General features: G+C 66.7%; 17 protein-coding genes and 1 tRNA gene. 7 read left to right on the forward strand and 11 right to left on the reverse strand.

All coding sequences use genetic code 11. The annotated features are described in order from the left end of the window. Positions 1-26 precede the first annotated feature (26 nt). Together AC5Y2L_RS00315 and AC5Y2L_RS00320 are read right to left on the reverse strand one after the other, a co-directional pair. Positions 27-99: transfer RNA gene (locus tag AC5Y2L_RS00315), tRNA-Thr, on the reverse strand. A 113-nt stretch (positions 100-212) separates the two neighbouring features. Beyond that, positions 213-428 carry a type II toxin-antitoxin system VapB family antitoxin gene (locus AC5Y2L_RS00320; protein ID WP_499938414.1) on the reverse strand — a complete coding sequence of 72 codons (216 nt, stop codon included), beginning with the start codon at positions 426-428 and terminating at the stop codon, positions 213-215. 100 nt (positions 429-528) lie between these two features. Between AC5Y2L_RS00320 and AC5Y2L_RS00325 the strand changes: the two genes are divergently transcribed. The 3 genes from AC5Y2L_RS00325 to AC5Y2L_RS00335 all read left to right on the forward strand — a co-directional run bounded on the left by AC5Y2L_RS00325 (position 529) and on the right by AC5Y2L_RS00335 (position 2,930). Beyond that, complete coding sequence (locus tag AC5Y2L_RS00325) at positions 529-1,245, forward strand: MBL fold metallo-hydrolase (protein WP_499938416.1); 717 nt, start codon at positions 529-531, stop codon at positions 1,243-1,245. Positions 1,246-1,339: 94 nt separating this feature from the next. Beyond that, the gene (locus tag AC5Y2L_RS00330) at positions 1,340-2,170 is read left to right on the forward strand and encodes a DUF8453 domain-containing protein (RefSeq protein WP_499938418.1); all 831 of its coding nucleotides are present in this window, start codon (positions 1,340-1,342) and stop codon (positions 2,168-2,170) included. A gap of 64 nt (positions 2,171-2,234) precedes the next feature. Beyond that, complete coding sequence (locus tag AC5Y2L_RS00335) at positions 2,235-2,930, forward strand: crotonase/enoyl-CoA hydratase family protein (RefSeq protein WP_499938419.1); 696 nt, start codon at positions 2,235-2,237, stop codon at positions 2,928-2,930. A gap of 139 nt (positions 2,931-3,069) precedes the next feature. On the opposite strand, the gene AC5Y2L_RS00340 is transcribed toward AC5Y2L_RS00335, so the two are convergent. The 4 genes from AC5Y2L_RS00340 to AC5Y2L_RS00355 form a co-directional block, all read right to left on the reverse strand. Continuing rightward, a complete protein-coding gene (locus AC5Y2L_RS00340; RefSeq protein WP_499938421.1) occupies positions 3,070-4,080 on the reverse strand; it encodes a patatin-like phospholipase family protein in 1,011 nt (336 codons plus the stop codon). Beyond that, a complete protein-coding gene (cynS, locus tag AC5Y2L_RS00345) occupies positions 4,067-4,537 on the reverse strand; it encodes a cyanase (RefSeq protein ID WP_499938423.1) in 471 nt (156 codons plus the stop codon). The genes AC5Y2L_RS00340 and cynS overlap by 14 nt, the downstream gene beginning before the upstream one ends. Positions 4,538-4,699: 162 nt before the next feature. Beyond that, positions 4,700-5,464: a class I SAM-dependent methyltransferase gene (locus tag AC5Y2L_RS00350; RefSeq protein ID WP_499938425.1), complete on the reverse strand. Its 765-nt coding sequence runs from the start codon at positions 5,462-5,464 to the stop codon at positions 4,700-4,702. 12 nt (positions 5,465-5,476) lie between these two features. Next, complete coding sequence (locus AC5Y2L_RS00355) at positions 5,477-5,992, reverse strand: nitroreductase family protein (RefSeq protein WP_499938427.1); 516 nt, start codon at positions 5,990-5,992, stop codon at positions 5,477-5,479. A gap of 76 nt (positions 5,993-6,068) precedes the next feature. On the opposite strand from AC5Y2L_RS00355, the gene recC reads away from it, so the two are divergent. Genes recC through recD form a run of 3 tightly spaced genes read left to right on the forward strand, consistent with a single transcriptional unit; the run spans position 6,069 to position 14,395 of the window. Next, positions 6,069-9,371, forward strand: coding sequence for an exodeoxyribonuclease V subunit gamma (gene recC, locus AC5Y2L_RS00360; protein WP_499938429.1), 3,303 nt, complete (start codon positions 6,069-6,071; stop codon positions 9,369-9,371). Next, positions 9,372-12,653, forward strand: coding sequence for an exodeoxyribonuclease V subunit beta (gene recB, locus AC5Y2L_RS00365; RefSeq protein WP_499938431.1), 3,282 nt, complete (start codon positions 9,372-9,374; stop codon positions 12,651-12,653). Further along, positions 12,650-14,395, forward strand: coding sequence for an exodeoxyribonuclease V subunit alpha (gene recD / locus AC5Y2L_RS00370; protein ID WP_499938433.1), 1,746 nt, complete (start codon positions 12,650-12,652; stop codon positions 14,393-14,395). The genes recB and recD overlap by 4 nt, the downstream gene beginning before the upstream one ends. Here recD and AC5Y2L_RS00375 read toward each other — a convergent pair. Genes AC5Y2L_RS00375 through AC5Y2L_RS00385 form a run of 3 tightly spaced genes read right to left on the reverse strand, consistent with a single transcriptional unit; the run spans position 14,388 to position 16,061 of the window. After that, positions 14,388-14,792, reverse strand: coding sequence for a TA system VapC family ribonuclease toxin (locus AC5Y2L_RS00375; protein ID WP_499938435.1), 405 nt, complete (start codon positions 14,790-14,792; stop codon positions 14,388-14,390). The two genes, recD and AC5Y2L_RS00375, sit on opposite strands and share 8 nt — an antisense overlap. Continuing rightward, entirely contained in the window at positions 14,789-15,016 is a 228-nt protein-coding gene (locus AC5Y2L_RS00380) for an antitoxin (protein ID WP_499938437.1), read from the reverse strand. The genes AC5Y2L_RS00375 and AC5Y2L_RS00380 overlap by 4 nt, the downstream gene beginning before the upstream one ends. Positions 15,017-15,071: 55 nt before the next feature. Next, positions 15,072-16,061 carry a hypothetical protein gene (locus tag AC5Y2L_RS00385; RefSeq protein ID WP_499938439.1) on the reverse strand — a complete coding sequence of 330 codons (990 nt, stop codon included), beginning with the start codon at positions 16,059-16,061 and terminating at the stop codon, positions 15,072-15,074. 293 nt (positions 16,062-16,354) lie between these two features. Here AC5Y2L_RS00385 and AC5Y2L_RS00390 point away from each other — a divergent pair, with 293 nt between their 5' ends. Next, entirely contained in the window at positions 16,355-18,901 is a 2,547-nt protein-coding gene (locus AC5Y2L_RS00390) for an SEC-C metal-binding domain-containing protein (protein ID WP_499938441.1), read from the forward strand. Here the strand turns inward: AC5Y2L_RS00390 and AC5Y2L_RS00395 are convergent. Both AC5Y2L_RS00395 and AC5Y2L_RS00400 read right to left on the reverse strand, forming a co-directional pair. Further along, positions 18,896-19,309, reverse strand: coding sequence for a PIN domain-containing protein (locus tag AC5Y2L_RS00395; protein WP_499938443.1), 414 nt, complete (start codon positions 19,307-19,309; stop codon positions 18,896-18,898). The genes AC5Y2L_RS00390 and AC5Y2L_RS00395 overlap by 6 nt on opposite strands. A 3-nt stretch (positions 19,310-19,312) precedes the next feature. Continuing rightward, on the reverse strand, positions 19,313-19,555 hold the full coding sequence (locus tag AC5Y2L_RS00400; RefSeq protein WP_499938445.1) for a type II toxin-antitoxin system Phd/YefM family antitoxin: 243 nt from the start codon (positions 19,553-19,555) through the stop codon (positions 19,313-19,315). Between the last annotated feature and the right edge of the window lie 15 nt (positions 19,556-19,570).

Consider the following 19,570-nt stretch of genomic DNA (forward strand, 5'->3'; position numbering starts at 1 on the left):
GCCGCCAGCCTGCTCGGCGTCCGCCGAGCCCCCTAACGGAATCGAACCGTTGACCTTTTCCTTACCATGGAAACGCTCTACCGACTGAGCTAAGGGGGCCGCTCACCCGTAGCGACCAGTCGTGCGGGTTCGCTTTAAGGGCCTGTAAGAGGGTACAGCCTGGCGCGCAACGTCACCAAACCACGCAAACCGGCCCAGGCAGCAACCGCCGGTCAGCCGTCGTCGCTGCGGGCCGATCGAACCCAGGCCTTCGGATCGCTCAACTCGTCGAACTCCTCGTCCGGATTGCTGGTGTTGCCCTCGCCCGCCAACCCGAGGAAGGAACGCAACGCCAAATGAACCGCGCCTTGCGTGTCAAGCACGTGGTAACGGCGGATGACCTCGCGGACCAGCTCGTCGTCAACCTCGATCTCGACCTTCTTGAGCATTGTCGGACACCACCTCCCCTGTCGACGCCATTCGAGGGCCTCTGACCCGATGAACCTGCCCGAAATGGTAGGCCGACTTCCCGAGTCATAGTCTGGTTGGGTGTCAGACTCGGACCGGCTGTACTTTCGTCAACTGCTCTCCGGTCGCGATTTCGCCGTGGGCGACGTATTCGCGGTGCAAATGCGCAATTTCGCGTATCTGATCGGCGACCGCGAGACCGGCGACTGTGTGGTGGTGGATCCGGCCTACGCGGCCGGTGATCTGGTCGACGCGCTCGAGGCCGACGGTCTGCACCTGTCCGGGGTGCTGGTAACCCACCATCACCCCGACCATGTGGGCGGGTCGATGATGGGCTTCGAGCTGAAGGGCCTGGCCGAACTGCTGGACCGCAAAGCCGTCCCGGTACACGTCAATAGCCATGAGGCACTGTGGGTTTCGCGGATCACCGGGATCAGTTTGGGTGACCTGACCACGCACGAGAACCACGACAAGGTGAGCGTCGGCGACATCGAGATCGAACTGCTGCACACTCCCGGTCACACGCCGGGCAGCCAGTGCTTCCTGGTGGACGGCCGGCTGGTGGCCGGCGACACCCTGTTCCTGGAGGGCTGTGGCCGCACCGACTTTCCGGGTGGCGACTCCGACGAGATTTACCGCAGCCTGCAGATACTCGCCCAGCTCCCCGGTGACCCGACGGTGTTTCCGGGCCACTGGTATTCGGCCGAACCCAGCGCCGCGCTGTCGGAGGTCAAGCGTTCCAACTACGTCTACCGCGCCCGAAATCTCGACCAGTGGCGCATGTTGATGGGTGGTTGAGAACCGCCCACAACATCCTTGAGAGCGGCTAAGCCAACCATTTTTCCGAATTTTGTGGCCGCAATAACTGTGGTATAAGCGGGAGGTGGATTCCATGGGGTGGGTCCAGGGCTGGTCCGGAGCCACAGACTTTGGATCCAACGCCTGGCTGGTGTGGTCGGTATGGGCGTTGCTCGCCCTGGGCATCGTCGCGCTGATCTTCACGAATTATCAGATCCGGCGTAACCGCGCACTGGCCGCGGAGCAGATTCGGCCACATGTCGGCATGACGATGGAACCGCATGTCACCGACTGGCACGTGATCGAAGTGGTGGTCCGCAACTTCGGTCGCACCGCCGCCTACGACATTCGTTTCGAGTTTCCGACGCCGCCGACCGTGGCGGCATACGAAAATGCCTCGGACGGCTACGCGGACGTCGTCGAACTACAGCTGCCCAAAGAGTTGCCCTCGCTGGCGCCCGGCCAGGAGTGGCGGATGGTGTGGGACTCCGCGCTGGACCGCGCCGAGATCGGCAACGCCATCGAGTCCCGGTTCGAGGGGTCCGTCATCTACTACGACCGCCCGGACCAACCGAGGGGATGGCGGTTCTGGAAGGCCCCGCGCAAACCGCTGGAGACCAAGGTCGTGTTGGACTGGGATGCTCTGCCGCCCGTTCAGCGCATCGAGCTGATGACGTCGCATGACCTGGCGAAGCGGGAGAAGCAGAAGCTGGAACTGCTGCGCAGCCTGCTCACCTACTTCCATTACGCAAGCAAGGAAACGCGTCCCGAGGTATTCCGCAGCGAAATCGACCGGATCAACGCCGCGGTGCAGGAAACCCAGGACCGGTGGCGCATCCGCCAGCTCGATCACCCTACCGATGTCAACCTGCGGTGGGGCGCCGGCGAAGACGAACTGGGCAGGCATCGCAGCCAGCGCGCGTGACTTGGCCCGCCCGCGTGTGTCGCCCGGCGAGGCGCACCGCGAAGCCAACAGCGAAGGAGTATTCATGAGCGGCCCGGTCACGTACACCAAGAAGGACTCCATCGCGGTCATCAGGATGGACGACGGCAAGGTCAATGCGCTGGGCCCGACCATGCAGCAGGCGCTCAACGAAGCGATCGACCAAGCCGACAGCGACGCCGTCGGGGCCCTGGTGATAACGGGCAACGAGCGGGTGTTCAGCGGTGGCTTCGACCTGAAAATCCTTACCTCCGGCCAGGTACAGCCGGCGATCGACATGCTCCGCGGCGGCTTCGAGTTGTCCTACCGCCTGTTGTCCTACCCCAAGCCGGTGGTGATGGCGTGCACCGGTCATGCCATCGCGATGGGAGCCTTCCTGTTGTCCTCCGGCGACCACCGGGTTGCCGCCCACGCGTACAACATTCAGGCCAACGAGGTCGCGATCGGTATGACAATCCCCTATGCCGCCCTGGAGATCATGAAGCTGCGGCTGACCCAGTCCGCGTACCAGCAAGCCGCCGGGCTGGCCAAGACGTTCTTCGGTGAAACCGCGCTCGCCGCAGGCTTCGTCGACGAGATCGTGCTGCCCGAGATGGTGCGCAGCCGCGCCGAAGAGGCCGCGCAGGAATTCGCCGGTCTCAACCAGCAGGCCCATGCCGCAACCAAACTGCGCGCGCGCGCCGACGCGCTGAAGGCCATCCGCGCCGGGATCGACGGGATAGCAGCCGAATTCGGAATCTGACTGCCGTTTCGACCGGTCAGGCCCGGGTACGCCGTCGGGCATGGTGGCACTGGACCGCAGTCCCGCACCCGCAGTCCCGCACCAGCCGCCTGTTGCGGTACCGACCCGAACCTGGGCTGATGCTGCTCGCCGGAAGCCGTCAGTCGTAATCGAACCGCCGGAACCGGTCGAGGTATTCCTCCCAATCCCACGTCTTCAGAAACTTCTGTGCGGCCACGTATCCCTTCTCGTACAAGGCCTCGGCCTCCACCCGGGAAATACCGAAGTCGAGAAAGTTGACCGACGTCGAATCCACCCGAATCGCACGGGCGCTGACCCACGGCTGGCTCAGTTGGGTCTGATCATGGCCGACGAACATGGTGGTGATGAGCTGTTCCAGCAGCGACGGCGGGCCCAGGGAGTGCAGCGCGCCCAGTCCCGGGATTATCTCTTCGTTGGCTTGCGGCAAGTTCGGCAAAACCGTGACGCCGAAAGTCGGCCAGCGCGGCCGCTTGCGGTCCGGCCGGTCGAACGAGTCGATCGGAAAGTTCGACAGCACGCCGCCGTCCACCAATGTGGACGTGATCCCGTCGGCGCTGGTCAAGGTGCACGGCCGGAAGTAGAACGGGATTGCCATCGAGGCGCGGACGGCATCGGCGACCGATTGCTCGTCGGGATCCAGTCCGTAGACGCGCCGAAAGTCCCAGGGCAGCCGCACCATCTGCCCGGTCGTCACGTCGGTTACCGTCACCGCCAGCCGGTAGCGGCGCTCTTTGATCAACTGCTCGTCGCCCAGGGCGAGGTCGCCGAACGTCGACACGCCCAGGTTCTTCAGCTCGCTGCGGACCCATTCGTAGGCGAAGTCACCGCGGTACATGCCGGTATCGCGCAGCAGCCCCAAGGTCTGACCGACCAGTGGCACAGGTATGGCAGCGTCGCGGAATTTGTCGTACGGCAGGCTAAGTGCGAGTTCCTTGATTTCTTCAGCGGTCATCTGGTCGTCGATGGATGCCGCGGCCAGAATCGACCCGACCAGTGAGCCCGCGGAGACACCGGACACCCGCTTGATCTCGTATCCGGCGTCCAGCAATGCGACCACCGCCCCAACCAGGCCGATGCCCTTGACGCCGCCGCCCGACAGGACGAGATCTAGGGGTTTACGCTCTGCCATCTTCACTTCCCGCCGAAACCCAGTCGTAGGCAAGGAATTTCCCGTCGAACGTCACCACCACCCGGTCACCCGACGGGTGCGGCTTGCGCTGTACGTCCACGCTGAAGTTGATGGCGCTCATGATGCCGTCGCCGAACTCCTCGTGGATGAGTTCCTTGATGGCCCCGCCGTACACCTGAAGCGCTTCGTAGAAGCGGTATATGGTCGGGTCGGTTGGCACTGCGCTGGGCAGTCCGCCGCGCATCGGCACCGCCGCCAAGACCGGCACCGCCGACTCGTCGAGACCCAGCATCTCCACCAAGACCTTGCCGAGCTCGGCAGGTATCGGGTGCTGGCCGAGCAACGCCGACGTGGTCCATACCACCGGCCTGCCGATCGCGTCGGCCAGCTCCTGCCAGCGCAGCCCCTTGGCGAGGCGGGCGACCACGATCTGTTCGGTGATGTCGTTTCTGTTCATGACCCCAGCATGCATCTCGGCGGGGACATACCCCTTTCCGCATGGTTCATACCCCGGCGGCGTACGAGTCTGCGTTGGTGGCGTCGAACCTGCGTTCAGGGCTACCGGAAGGCCGTCAGCTGCACCCTGGGCGCAGTTTCGATGAGCATCGACGCCGCGTGCTCAGTTCGGCTTGGTCGCGCTGACCAGGCGGGTGGAAATCCATGGCCCGCCGTACCACATGCGCCAGCCCAGGTTGCGGCGCCGCACATTTCGCCAGCCCAGTTCCCGCAAATGATCGGCATGCTGACGGGTCTCCCAGAGGTCGGCGATGGCAAGCCGGCCGCCCGGGCGCAGCACCCGAATCGCCTCTTGCAGTGCCTGCCGGCGACCGGCGCGGGTCGGGATGTTGTGGATGGCCAGGCTGCTGACGATCACGTCGACGCTCTCGTCGGCCAACGGCAGCGCGGTCATGTCGGCGGTGTGCAGCTCGACTCGGTCGGCCACGTTTTCCAGCTCGGCATTTCTCCGGGTCGCCTGCGGCGAGTTGTCGGTCTGGTCGGCTTGCCAGAGATCGACGCCGATCGCTCGTCCCCGGGGCAGCCGCTTGGCCGCCGCGAGCAACACCGCACCCCGCCCGCAACCGAGATCGAGCACCGTCTCGTCGCCGCGTAGCCGCAGGTCGTCCAGAATGCGGTCCCACACAACGAACTTCCCCGAGCGGGTCGCGTAGATGTACCAGGCTGCGCTGCCGATCACGTCGACCGCGAAAGCCGCCAGCGTCGCCGCCGCAACCCGTCGCCCGCGGGCCAAGTTGACGGCCGAGGCCACCAACAGAGCCGCGGCTCCCGCTGCGACGCCCAGCAGCTGCGCCCGGGCCGAGACGGTGTGGAAAGACCCGTCGTAGCCGTAGTCTCCCTTGTGCTCGCGCGACGCTAGCTCTGCCACCCGACCATCCTTTCACCAGCGGCCGTGATGGACGACTTCGGCGAACGGCCGCCGATCCGGCTTGCGGATGGGCCGAAGCGGGCGATCGGCGGGATAGCCGAGGCCGAGCATGAAGGCCACCAGCCGATCGTCGGGGACACCGAGGATCGCGCGGGCCTTCTCCTGATCGCCGACCGACGAATGCCCGGTGCCCACGCCCAGGTCGGTGGCGGCGATCATCATGGCCATGGTCGCCTGACCGAGGTCGTAATTGTCCGTCACCTTTCGACGTTCGTCCGGCGGCTCCGGTACCACCAGGACAATCGCGGCCGCGGCTGACGCGATGTGGCCGGCTCCCCGCCACACGGTCGACAGCTCCTGCAGTTGAGCCCGGTCGGTGACGATGACGAAATCCCACGGCTGACGGTTTTTCGCCGACGGCGCCCGCCAGCCGGCCTCGGCGATGCGGTTCAGGTCTGCCTCGGACACCGGCTCGGACGTGTACTGCCGCACATTGCGTCGGGCGCAGATCGCATCCCAGGTTTCCATCGCTCGCCCTTCTGTTGTTCGGTCTCGCTCACCAGGGTGCCATCGCTGTCAGTGGCGCGGTCTATGGTGACCCGCAATGGCGCTTCATCTCCACCGTGCCGAGCGCACCGACCTGCTTGCCGACGGCCTCGGCGCGCTACTGGCCGACCCGCTGCCGGACCCGTTCGCCGAGGAGCTGGTGCTGGTGCCGGCCCGCGGCGTGGAACGCTGGCTCAGCCAGCGGCTTTCGCATGTCCTCGGCCGCCGGACGGGAAGCGGCGACGGTGTCTGCGCCGGCGTGGCATTTCGCAGTCCGGCCTCGCTGATCGCTGGGCTTTCTGGGATCACCGGACCCTGCGACGACGACCCTTGGTCACCCGAGGCCATGACCTGGCCGCTGCTACAGGTCATCGACACCGGCCTGGACGAGCCGTGGTGCCGAACACTGGCAAAACACTTGGGCCACTTCGACACTGACCCCGCGGAGGCCGAGCTGCGCCGGGGCCGTCGCTACGCGGTGGCGCGCCGGCTCGCGGGGCTGTTCGCCTCCTATGCTCGGCAACGGCCGCGCCTGCTGGTGGACTGGCTGGACGGCAACCCGGGCGACCTCGATTCCGACCTGGCCTGGCAGCCCGCGCTGTGGCGAGCGCTGGTCGCAACCGTGCCCGCCGATCCGCCGCATATCCGCCACCGCAAGGCGGTGGCCACGCTCCGCGAAGGGCCGATCGAGTTGTCTTCGCGGCTTTCGCTGTTCGGGCACACCCGGTTGGCATGCACCGACGTCGAACTGCTCGACGCGTTGTCCACCCACCACGACCTGCACCTGTGGCTGCCGCACCCCAGCGACGAGCTGTGGCGGGCACTGACCACTGTCCACGGCGCGGTGCCGCGGCACATGGACGCCAGCCGATCCGCGGCGCGCCATCCCCTGCTGGAAACGCTGGGGCGCGACATCCGCGAACTGCAGCGCGCGCTGCCGGCCCGCCCGGTAACGGACGAATTCATCGGCGGCACAATACGACCCGACACCTTACTGGGCTGGCTGCAGGCCGACATCGCCGACAACGCGGTCCGGCCCGGAGGCCGAGTGCTTGCGGCCGGCGACCGGTCCGTTCAGGTGCACAGCTGCCACGGCCCGGCGCGACAGATCGACGTGCTGCGCGAGGTGTTGCTCGGCCTGCTGCAGGACGACCCGACGCTCGAGCCCCGCGACATCGTGGTGATGTGCCCCGACATCGAAACCTACGCGCCGCTGGTCATCGCCGGCTTCGGACTCGGCGAGATCGTCGCCTCCGGGATGGTCGGCCATCCCGCGCACCAACTGCGGGTCCGGCTGGCCGACCGCGCGCTGACGCAGACCAATCCCCTGCTCGGAGTGGCGGCCGAGTTGCTCGCCATCGCCGACAGCCGGGCCACCGCCAGCCAGGTACTCAACCTGGCGCAGGCCGCGCCGGTGCGGGCAAGGTTCGGGTTCACCGACGACGACCTCGACGCGATCACCGAATGGGTTCGCGAGGCCAATATCCGGTGGGGTTTCGATCGGCAATACCGCAAGCCGTACGGCCTGGACAACGTCGTGCACAACACCTGGCGGTTCGGGCTGGACCGCATCCTGACCGGAGTGGCGCTGTCCGACGATTCGCAGGCTTGGCTCGGTACGGCGCTGCCGCTGGACGACGTGGGCAGCAATCGTGTCGAGCTGGCCGGTCGGCTCGCCGAGTACGTCGAACGCCTGCGCTGCGTCATCGGAACCCTCAACGGCACAAAGCCATTGACCGAGTGGCTGGATGCGCTGAGCACAGGCGTCGACCTGCTCACCCACTCGGATGACGCCTGGCAGCACGCGCAGCTGCAACGTGAGTTCGCCGGCGTCGTCGCGCAGGCCGGATCCCGCGCGTCGACGCCGCTGCGGCTGCCCGACATACGCGCCGTGCTGTCCACCCAGTTGGCCGGGCGCCCGACTCGCGCCAACTTCCGCACCGGCACGCTGACGGTGTGCACCATGGTGCCGATGCGCTCGGTGCCGCACCGGGTGGTCTGCCTGCTCGGGCTCGACGACGGCGTATTTCCCCGGCTCAACGTCCCCGACGGCGACGACGCGCTGGCTCGCGAACCGCTGACCGGCGAACGTGACATCCGTTCGGAGGACCGCCAATTGCTGCTCGACGCGGTGTGCTCGGCCACCGAGACACTGGTGATCACCTACACTGGCAACGACGAGCACACCGGCCACCCGCGGCCACCCGCCGTGCCGCTCGCCGAGGTGCTCGATGCGCTGGACCAGACGACGGAAACGCATGTGCGCCAGCGCATCCTGACCACGCATCCGCTGCAGCCGTTCGACCGCAAGAACGTCACCCCGGGCGCGCTGGTGCCCGGCAACGCCTTTACATTCGACCCGGCGGCGCTGGCCGCTGCCCAGGCCGCCACCGGAACTCGTTGCCCGCCAACGGCTTTCCTCACCGGGCCATTGCCCGCCGGGCCGGTGGCGAACGTCGAGCTGGCCGACCTGCTCGACTTCTTCAAAGATCCGGTGAAAGGCTTTTTCCGGGCACTGGACTTGACGCTGCCGTGGGACGTCGACGGGATCGAGGATGCGATGCCGGTCGACCTCGACCCGCTACAGGCATGGGTGGTCGGCGATCGGATGCTGCATGACATGTTGCGGGGCAGGGACCGCAAGTTCGCGATCAACGCGGAATGGCGGCGCGGCACACTGCCTCCGCTGCGGTTGGGCTGGCGCAAGGCCGACACCATCAGCCAGACGGCAGCCCAGCTGGCCGGCATCGCGCAAAGCCACCAGCGGGGACCGGCGCGGGCCTATGACGTCGCGGTCGACCTGGGCGACGGTCGCGTTGTAACCGGCACCGTCAACCGGGTGTTCGAGAACCGCGTCGTCGAGGTCAGCTATTCCCGACTGGCCGCCAAACACAAACTGCAGGCATGGGTCTCGCTGGTGGCGCTGGCAGCCGGTCACCCGGACCGCGACTGGACCGCCATTTGCGTCGGACGCGGCAGCAAGGACACCATCGAGGTTTGCGCGCTCGGATCGCCGCCCGATCCGGTGGCCGTATTGCGGGACCTGGTGGCGATTTTCGACGCCGGCAGGCGGGAGCCGCTGCCGCTGCCGCTCAAAACGTCCTATGCCTGGGCCGAACGCCGCCACTGCCAACGCGACCCGGTGTTGTACGCCCGCAAGAAGTGGGAGTCCAGCAACTTTCACGACGGCGAGGACAGCGAGCCCGCGCACGTGCGGGTCTGGGGGTACAAGGCTTCGTTCGACGTCTTGCTCGGTCCGCCCGTACCGGGTCTGGAAATGCCGGGCGAGGACACCCGGCTGGGGGCGCTCGCCGCTCGGTTGTGGCTGCCGCTGCTGGCCTCGGAGAAGAAGGCCGCCTAGATGGATGCGTTCGACTTGTCGGGCCCGTTGCCCAAGCCGGGCTCCACTACCGTGCTGGAAGCGAGCGCGGGTACCGGCAAGACGTTCGCGCTGGCCGGCCTGGTGACCCGCTATCTGGCCGAGACCGCCACGAAGCTCGACGAGATGCTGCTCATCACGTTCAACCGCGCTGCCAGCCGCGAGCTGCGAGAACGGGTGCGCGATCAGATCTTTCGGGCCCTGGCCGGCCTGGAGGGCCGCCTGCCACCGGCAAACGACCTCGTCGCCCAGCTGATGCGCGGGACCGAGAGCGAGTGCGAGCGACGGCGGACCCGGCTCCGGGATGCGCTGGCCAACTTCGACGCGGCCACCATCGCGACCACGCATGAGTTCTGCGGCTCGATGCTGAAATCGCTTGGCGTTGCCGGAGACACCGCAGCCGACGTGGCGCTGCAGGAAAGCCTGGACGACCTGGTCACCGAAATCGTCGGCGACCTCTACCTCGCCCAGTTCGGGGGTGGCGACGACGAGCCGACGCTGAGCTACAAAGACGCGCTGACCCTGGCCCGCGAAGTCGTCGACGACCCGTGTGCCCAGCTGCGACCGGTCGATCCCGAGCCTGAGGGCACGCCCGCGGTCCGACTGCGGTTCGCCGCCGCCGTGTGCAGCGAGCTCGAACACCGCAAGCGCCGGCTGGGCGTCGTCGGCTTCAACGATCTGCTGACCGGGCTCGCGAAAGCCCTTGCCGCAGAAGACTCGCCAGCGCGCGAGCGGATGCGCGGGCGCTGGCGGATCGTGCTGGTCGACGAGTTCCAGGACACCGACCCGATCCAATGGCGGGTGCTGGAGTGCGCGTTCGCGGGCCACTCCACCCTGATTCTGATCGGCGACCCGAAGCAGGCCATCTATGGGTTCCGCGGGGGCGACATTCACACCTATTTGACGGCCGCCCGCACTGCTGAAGCCCGTTACACCCTGGGCATCAACTGGCGTAGCGATCGGGCACTGGTGGATAGTTTGCAGACCGTGCTGCGCGGTGCGGCCCTGGGCCACCCTGACATCGTCGTGCACAAAATCCACGCTCGGCACGGTGGGCGCCGGCTCGTCGGTGCACCGCATGACGCGCCGTTCCGGTTGCGGGTGGTCAAACGGCCCACTTTCGGCTATGACGAAACCGAAACCATTCCGATTGACGTTCTGCGCCGGCATATTCCGGCTGATTTGGCCGCCGACATCGGATCCCTGCTGGCTTCCGGTGCCAGCTACGACGGTCGGCCCGTCGAGGCTGGGGATATCGCGGTGATCGTCGAGCAGCACAAGGACGCGCGCGCTTGCCGGGACGCCCTCGCCGCCGCCGGGATCCCGGCGATCTACACCGGTGACACCGACGTTTTCGAATCGCAGGCCGCCAAAGACTGGCTGTGCCTGCTGGAGGCCTTTGACGCGCCGCACCGCAGTGGGCTGGTCCGCGCCGCGGCGTGCACCATGTTTTTCGGGGAGACCGCGGAAACCCTTGCCGGCGCAGGCGATACGCTCACCGACCGGGTGGCCGCCACGCTGCGGGAGTGGGCCTCCCACGCCCGGCAGCGCGGCATGGCCGCGGTGTTCGAAGCCGCGCAGCTGTGCGGGATGGGCCGTCGGGTGCTCGCCCAACACGGTGGCGAGCGGCACATGACCGACCTGGCCCACATCGCGCAGCTCCTGCACGAAACCGCGCACCGAGAGCACTACAGCCTACCGGCGCTGCGGGACTGGCTGCGCCGGCAATGTGCCGACCGCCGCGGCGAGTCCGAACGTAACCGCCGTCTGGACAGCGACGCGGCCGCGGCGCAGATCATGACCGTCTTCGTGGCGAAGGGGCTGCAGTTCCCGATCGTCTATCTGCCGTTCGCCTTCAACCGAAACGTCCGCAAGAGCGACATTCTGCTGTATCACGACGAGACTGAAACGCGGTGTCTGCACATCGGCGGGAAGGACAGCCCCGATCGCCGCAGAGTCGAAGGATTGCATCGAATCGAAGAGGCGCGCAACAACATCCGGCTCACGTATGTGGCGCTCACCCGCGCGCAATCACAGGTGGTGACGTGGTGGGCACCGTCATGGGATGAACTCAACGGCGGCTTGTCCAGACTGTTGCGAGGACGCGGGGTGGGTGAGCCGCAGGTGCCGGACAAGTGTGACTCGGCGATCACCGACGAAGAAGCGTGGGCGTTGTTCACCCGATGGCAGGAGGCGGGCGGACCGGCGGTGGAGGAATCGGCGATCGAGCCGCCACCCGCCCAGCCGGCCGCGCCGTCGGCTTCGGCTTTCGAAGTGCGGCACTTCCACCGGGCGATCGACACCCGGTGGCGGCGCACCTCTTATTCGGCGCTGATACGTGGCAGCGAATCCGTCGGCCCCATCGGCACGCAGAGCGAGCCGGAGCTTGACGTACGCGACGACGAGGTGGATGACGTCGTGGTCGCCGCTGCTGGTAGCGGCGACCATTTTGCCTCGCCGCTGACCGGGATGCCGGCCGGCGCGGCCTTCGGGTCGCTGGTGCACGCGGTGCTCGAGACGACGGATCCCGCTGCGCCCGATCTGACCGCCGCGCTCGAAGAGCAGGTTCGGCGGCAATTGGCGTGGTGGCCGGTCGGTGTCGACGCCGCCGAGTTGGCGGCCGCGCTGGTGCCGATGAACGATACACCGCTGGGGCCGTTGGCCGGCGGGTTGACGCTACGCCAGATCGGACTGCGGGATCGCTTGCGGGAGTTGGATTTCGAGATCCCGTTGGCCGGCGGTGACGCGCGCGGTGCCGCCCCCGACGTCTTGGTGTCCGATGTCGGTGAGCTGCTGCGCGTGCATCTGCCCGCCGATGATCCCCTCGCGTCGTACGCCGATCGATTGACCTCGGGCGCATTGGGTGGTCAGTCGCTGCGTGGATATCTGACCGGCTCGATCGACGTCGTGCTGCGCTTGCCCGGGCAGCGATACCTGGTGGTGGATTACAAAACCAACCACCTCGGCGACACGGCTGCGGATTACGGCCGCGAACGGTTGGCCGAGGCCATGCTGCATTCCGACTATCCGTTGCAGGCGCTGCTGTATAGCGTTGTGCTGCACCGTTTCCTGCGGTGGCGGATGCCCGGCTATGACACGGCCCGGCACCTGGGCGGGGTGCTGTACCTGTTCGTACGGGGCATGTGCGGCGCGGACACGCCGGTAATCGACGGGCATCCGTGCGGGGTGTTCAGCTGGCAGCCGCCGGCGGAGTTGGTGGTGGCGCTCTCCGACGTGCTGGACGAGGGCAGGCGGGCGGCATGACGCTCACGGATGTCGAGCTCGCGATCGGGGCCACCGGCGTACTGCGGGCCTTCAACGAAGCCGGTGTGCTGGATTTCGCTGATGTGCATGTGGCACAACGCCTTTGTGCGTTGGGTCAGGAGGACGACGAGCAGGTCGCGTTGGCGGTGGCGCTGGCGGTGCGCGCGCTGCGGGGTGGCTCGGTGTGCGTCGACTTGGCAACGATCGCCGACGTGGTCGGCGTGGACTTGGACGACGACGTGCCGTGGCCCGAACCGGCGCAGTGGCTGGCCGCGGTGCGGGCGAGCTCCTTGCTGGGTGATCCGCCGGTGCTGCATCTCCACGACGACCGGCTGCTCTACCTTGACCGCAGCTGGCGCGAGGAAAAGCAGGTCTGCGACGACGTGCTCGCGTTGCTGGCAACCGCGCCGCCGGAGGGGGTGCCCGACTGCGAACGACTGTTCCCGTCGGGCTACGAGGAACAGCGAGAGGCAGCGAAAGTCGCTCTCTCACAAGCGGTCACGGTGCTCACCGGCGGGCCGGGCACCGGCAAGACCACCACGGTCGCACGCTTGCTCGCGCTGGTGGCCGAGCAGGCTGAGCTCGCCGGCATGGCGCAGCCACGGATCGCGTTGGCGGCGCCGACGGGCAAGGCCGCGGCGCGGTTGGCCGAGGCTGTCCAGCATGAAGTGGCCAAGCTGGATGCGTCCGATCGCGCGCGGCTGGGCGAGCTGCGGGCGACAACGCTGCATAGGCTGTTGGGCCGCAGGCCGGACTCGTCGTCGCGGTTCCGGCATGACAGCGGAAACCGCTTGCCACACGACGTGATCGTGGTCGACGAAACCTCCATGGTGTCTCTCACGTTGATGGCACGGCTGCTGGAAGCGGTGCGTGCGGACGCCCGGTTGATCCTGGTCGGCGACGCCGATCAGCTCGCGTCGGTGGAAGCCGGTGCCGTGCTCGCGGACTTGGTGGACGGCTTGTCGGGCCGTGACGACGCGCGGGTGGCGGCGCTGCGGACGTCGCACCGATTCGGCGAGTCGATCGGTTTTCTCGCCGCAGCGATTCGAGACGGCGATACCGATGGGGCGCTGGCGTTGCTGCGCTCGGGTGACCAGCACATCGAGTTCATCGAGGACGAAGGCCCGACCGAGCGGTTGCGATCCACCCTGTTGCCGCATGCGCTTCGGCTGCGGGAGGCGGCGGTGCTGGGCGCCGCCGATACCGCGCTGGAAACGCTGGACGAGCATCGGCTGCTGTGTGCCCACCGCCACGGGCCTTTCGGCGTTCGGCACTGGAATCGGCAAGTGGAGAAATGGCTTTCGGAAGAGACGGGTCTGCCGCCGTGGTCGGAGTGGTATGCGGGGCGCCCGCTGCTGGTGACCGCGAACGACTACGGGTTGCATGTCTACAACGGTGATACCGGTGTGGTCGTGGCGGATAGCGACGGTCTTCGGGCCGTGATCGCCGGTGCCGCCGGGCCGCTGGACTTCGCAACCAGCCGGTTGAGCGACGTCGAGACCATGCACGCCATGACGATCCACAAGTCCCAGGGCAGCCAGGCCGACGAAGTGACGGTGCTGCTGCCGCCTGAGGATTCTCGGTTGCTGACCCGAGAGTTGTTCTACACCGCGGTAACTCGCGCGAAGGGCAAGGTGCGCGTCGTCGGCTCCGACGCCTCCGTGCGATCGGCGATCGGACGCCGGGCGGCGCGCGCCAGCGGATTGGCGCACCGGCTCCGCGGCACCGCGACGGCTAATTGACTGGCGTGGGTACGAGGACCGCAACATCGCTGTGTAGATGCGCCAGCCCGCTGTCGAAGGTTGCCAGTTGCCCTTGCCGGCTTCTGGCCAGCTGGGCAAGGTAGGCGTCGGTCACCTGTCGGCGACCGACCACACCACCGACCTCCACATCGGCGAAAGACACACTGTCGGGCCAGAATTCATGGCGCTTCGCATTTTCGACCGCGTGAACGACGTCGCGCGCCGCTGCCGCCGATTGCCCGGCTCGTACCAGGAATCGAACAAGACTTCCTTGCGTGATAGGGCAGGTAGCAAATCCTCTATCGAATGACCTGAGCCAGTTGACCGCTGCGTCATGATGCACATGGTCGGTAACGACCAGAGCAATGAGCACGTTTGCGTCCAGAAGCGTCGTCACTCCTCGTCCTCCAACGAACGCACGTCCTCCGAGGTCACGACCTTCCCGATGGTCACACGCGGCAGCCCTGTTCTGGGATCGATCGAAATTGCATCAGGGCCATTCGCCCTTAATCCCCGACGCATGAGGTCAGCGACAGTTTCGCTCAATGTTCGGCGGGTATCTCGTGCGATCGACAACGCCTGCTTATGTAGGTCCTCAGGCAGATCAATAGTGGTGCGCACGCCCGATCATAGCATCATTGCATCATGATGCACCGATGCACAGCTGGGCTATCCCTCATGCCGATTCCGCCCGGCCTGTCTGTAGCGCGTCGCACGCAGCGGCGAAGCGGGCCCACTCCGCCTGGGTGGGGCGTGGTCCGCAGTCAGTGAGCGCATCGTCGCTGACGACGAGGCCTGGCTGGATTGGCGCAAGCCAGCCGGCGATCTTGGCGATCTGACCTGCCGGACTGTCGGCGAAGCTCTGGAAAACCCTGCGGCGGATCCACGATTGAGCGCTGTCGGCTCCGGCGGCCAAGTTCAACTCGGGAAGCCGCAGCGCGCTCGTGCATCGAAGGGATTGCTCCTCGAAGCGATCCTCCCAGCACTCCGTCTGCCACCCTTTCCAGAGCCCGGGAAGGGCTTGGAAGATGCCCATCGCGTCGGCGATTTGCCACGCTCCCAATGTCTTTCGAGCCACGTCGATATGGACGCCGCCTAAGGGAATCGTGCCGAGGGTCAACCTTCGCACGCCACGGCCGGGCAGCTTGTCCAGCAATGCGGGGCCGTGCCACGCCGGACTGAGGTCCCACCGCAACGGCCACATCCGGACTTGACCTGCGGCGTCGGCAACGGAAACCAGATGACACAACGCGTTTCGATCGCGCGCTAGCTCAAGCGGTGGCTCGTCGTCCCAGGCGGGGAAGCGCAGTTCGGCGCCGACATATCCCGCCAGTTCAGCGGTGCCGTCATACGCCCAGCCGATCGCGTAGTCAGGCCAGATCGCGGCCAACGCACTCATCAAGGCCCGGCGTTCATTCATCGTCACCATTAGTTCCTCACCGAAGAACAACAGCCGGCGGCGATCCAGGTCCACCACCGCGCCGCCGTCAGCCCACACTGGATCGGTCCACTCGTTCTTGGCGCATCGCCGCAGCGACTGCGCGTACCGCAGTGCGAGGGCAGGTCCACCGATAAGTGCATCGAGGATGCGGCACCCCGCCCAATGCGAGTAATACAGCTGCCAATCCTGATCTTGCACAATCACAAAGTTCGCCCTGTTGCCCATGTCGGCTCCGTTCCGTATGGACGCGATCTCCGTCGTCGCGTCGATTGGGGCTGAGTCTGCCGCAGGGGTCCGACAACTTGCGACGGTCGCTGTTCAAACCTCGCGGCCGCTGGCGACAACCATTGCGCTCCAATCCATTTGTCGCTCGGAGCCGGGCAAACGACACCACCTTCTCGCCGCGCCGGATAACTGGCGGGATCGATATGACCTGCTGGCGGGCGCCTACCGCCGCCGCTCAGGCAGCGTTGAGGCCGACTGGCCCACCGGCCGAGCCACGGCATAGGGTGGCGTTCGTGGCGGAAGCGTTCAACCCGATCCAGACCCTTGCCGAAATCCTGACCGAATACGGCCCGTTGGCCGAGGACGACATCGCGCAACGATTGCGCGATGCCGGGGTGGCCGACCCGGACGGGATATTGCGGGCGCTCCGCATCGAAATCGATTTCCCAGCAAGGCAATTGGTTGATGATCGGTGGGTATGGCTGCCGACGCTGCTCGCCGGTCGGGTGTTCACCCATCGGCTCGAGGCAGACGAGGTGGCCTACGACCTACTCAGGGTGACCCCCGACCTGGCCCCGGTCACCACGCTCTGCGAGTTCGAGCAGTATCAGCGCTTCGCCGACGGATCACCAGCGCAGGTCGCCATGGCGGACTTCGACGACGAGCTGCTCGAGCAGCGGGAGATCCCGGACGAGGTCGTCGAGCACGGTGCTCTGCTGTTGGCGCCGGGCACGTTGAAGGCGTTGGGCGCCGACGGGGGCGACCTGGTCGGGGTGCGGCTCAGCGATGAGGGGCTTGTGGTCGAGCGGGTGACAGCGCGTCCCAGCCCGACAGCGGCCCAGCGGCTGGCGGCGACCCTCGATCCCGACGAGCCGGTGTATTTCGATATGGCGGTATGGACCGCGTGTGTCGAGGATCCGGCGCTGTTCACGAAGCCGCTACCACCGCTGGGCGAGATCGCCGACGAGTCCGGTCTGACGCATCACGAAGAATGGCTCGCCCCCGCCGGCTTCGATTTCGCCTCTTGGGAATTCGAGCGCGGTTCCGAACGGCTGGCAAAGCGACATGACCTCGACAACGACGATGCGGCCATCCTGTACACGCTGGTGCAACTGTACGACCAGGTGTCGCAGATAGTGGAAGCCGTCGGCGCGGACCATGTGGTACCAAATGCGGTGCCCGCCGCCCCCGACGTCGCAGCGAAGCAAGACGACGAGGCTGATCCGGTCGCCGAGGTCGCCGCCGCCCTGGCCGATCCACTACTGGCCGGGCTCCTGGTGGACGAAACGATCGGGGCGGAACGCGGCCAGCCCGCCGCGCTGGGCGTCTTTGCCGATGTTCTGGAGCCGAAGGTGCCGCGCGGTGCGAGGGTCGCGTGTCGTTGGCTGCGTGCGGTGGCGCTGGAGCGGATGGGCGACATCGACGCGGCCGAACGCGAGCTGCTGGCCGCCGAATCGCTGGATCCGGACTGGCCGCTGCCGTTATTGGACCTCGCCCGTTTCGCCTCCGATCGCGGCGATGCCGAGCACGGTTTGGCACTGCTGCGTCGTGCCGAAGCCTTGCCGGACCATCCGTTGGTGGAACTCCTGGAACAGCACCGGGCCGAGCCCCGTCGCGACCTGGGCCGAAATGACTTGTGCTGGTGCGGATCTGGCCGCAAGTACAAGAAATGTCACCTGGGCCGCGAGCAACTTCCGCTGTCCAAACGGGTGGGTTGGTTGTACATGAAGGCGTGTCACCACGCCCTGCTGAGCGGATGGAACGATCTGCTGGGCGAGGTGGCATACGAACGCTGCCGCTATTCCCTCGAAGATGTCGACGATCTGAATGCAGCGATGACCGATCCGCTGGTGCTGGACGCGGTGCTCTTCGAGGGTGGCGCCTTCGAGGATTTCCTGGAGGTCCGCGGAAAGTTGCTGCCCGACGACGAGCGGCTGCTCGCGCAGCAGTGGCTCCAGGTGGAGCGGTCGGTGTTCGAGGTCGAAAACGTACACCGCGGACAGTCCGTCACCGTGCGCGATGTGCGCACCGGCGACACGCACGAGGTGCGTGAGGCGAGGGCCAGCCGCCAGCTGAAACCTGGGCAGCTGGTGTGCGGCCGCGCGGTGCCGGCCGGAGACAGTATGCAGTTCTTCGGGCTAGAACCTGTTGCGCTGCATGAGCGCGACGCGCTGATCGACCTGCTCGACTCCGAACCCGATCCGGTGGAGCTGGTGGCTCAGCTGAGCCGCCGGTTCGCCCCGCCCGTCCTGACCAACACCGAGGGCGATCCGCTGGCGATCTGCCAAGCCATCGTCGAGGTCAGTGATTCCGACGAGATCGAGGCCTCGCTCGATGACACCTATGACCGGGTCGACGACGACCCGCCGCAGTGGATCGAGAACGTCACCGTCGAGGGCATGTCACGGGTCCGGGCCACGCTGCTGCTCGAGGGCGACGCGCTGCGGGTGCAGACCAACAGCGAGAAGCGAATGGACCGCGTGCTGGCCACGTTGGCGAGCCTGGATCCCGATATGAGCGTGCTCGACGACTCCCGCCACCCGGTTTCCGACGCTACCGACGCCGCCGCGCTGGCCGCCCAGTTCGCAGTGGACGACGAGGACGCACTCGATCCCGACGATCCCGAAATATCTTCTGCCGTAAAGCAATTGGTTCGTGAGTACGAGACAAAGTGGCTCGACATGCCCATTCCGGCACTCAACGGCCATACTCCGCGAGAGGCTGCCGACGACCCCACCCGACGGGGCGACCTGATCAAGCTGCTCGACAGCTTTCCCGTCGATGCAGGCGCTCGTGGCGGCATGGACGTGGGCCGGCTGCGAGAAGCGCTGGGTCTATAGCCCGGCGTTCGGATCGGCTGGCTCGACGTCCGATGGATGGCGAACGTCGACGAGATCGCCAATGATCGTAAAGTCGCCGATGTTGTGGCTGAGCAGGGGCACGCCGTAAGCGTTTGCGGTAGCAGCGATTACCAAATCGACTGAGCGGCGGCGCGGCTGGCCGCCCCGGTTCATCACAGCGGCCGACAACCGCCCCCACTCGCGGGCGATTTCGACCGTGATCGGAAACGGGTCAAATGCGGCTTCGATTGCGCCCAGCCGCGCGGTACGAACTGCCCGTTCATCGTCGTCGCCGGCGACCAGCACACCGAAATGGAGTTCGGCGATCGAGGCAACGCTGATGGCAGCCTCCACGTGCGATGGAGGATCTTCGCCGATGAGGACGGAGGTATCCAGGAGTGCGCGCATCGGCTAGTCGAACGGATCGGCCATCAAAGCGGGAAACCGCTCGAGGTCGGCGCCGAGCGTTTTCGGAGCCGGTCCGCGCCAGACCGCTTGCAACGCAGGCCCGCTGACCCATCGTCGCTGCGTGGCTGGGCCAAGTTGCGCCACCGGCCGCCCGGCAACGGTGATTGTGATCTCCTCGCCCGCTTGTGCCCGGCGAAGCACCTCGCCGACGTTGTTGCGCAGTTCCTTCTGCGGAATGGTCGCCATCCAGCCCATGGTAGC

The organism is Mycobacterium sp. NGS66 (genome assembly GCF_059812225.1).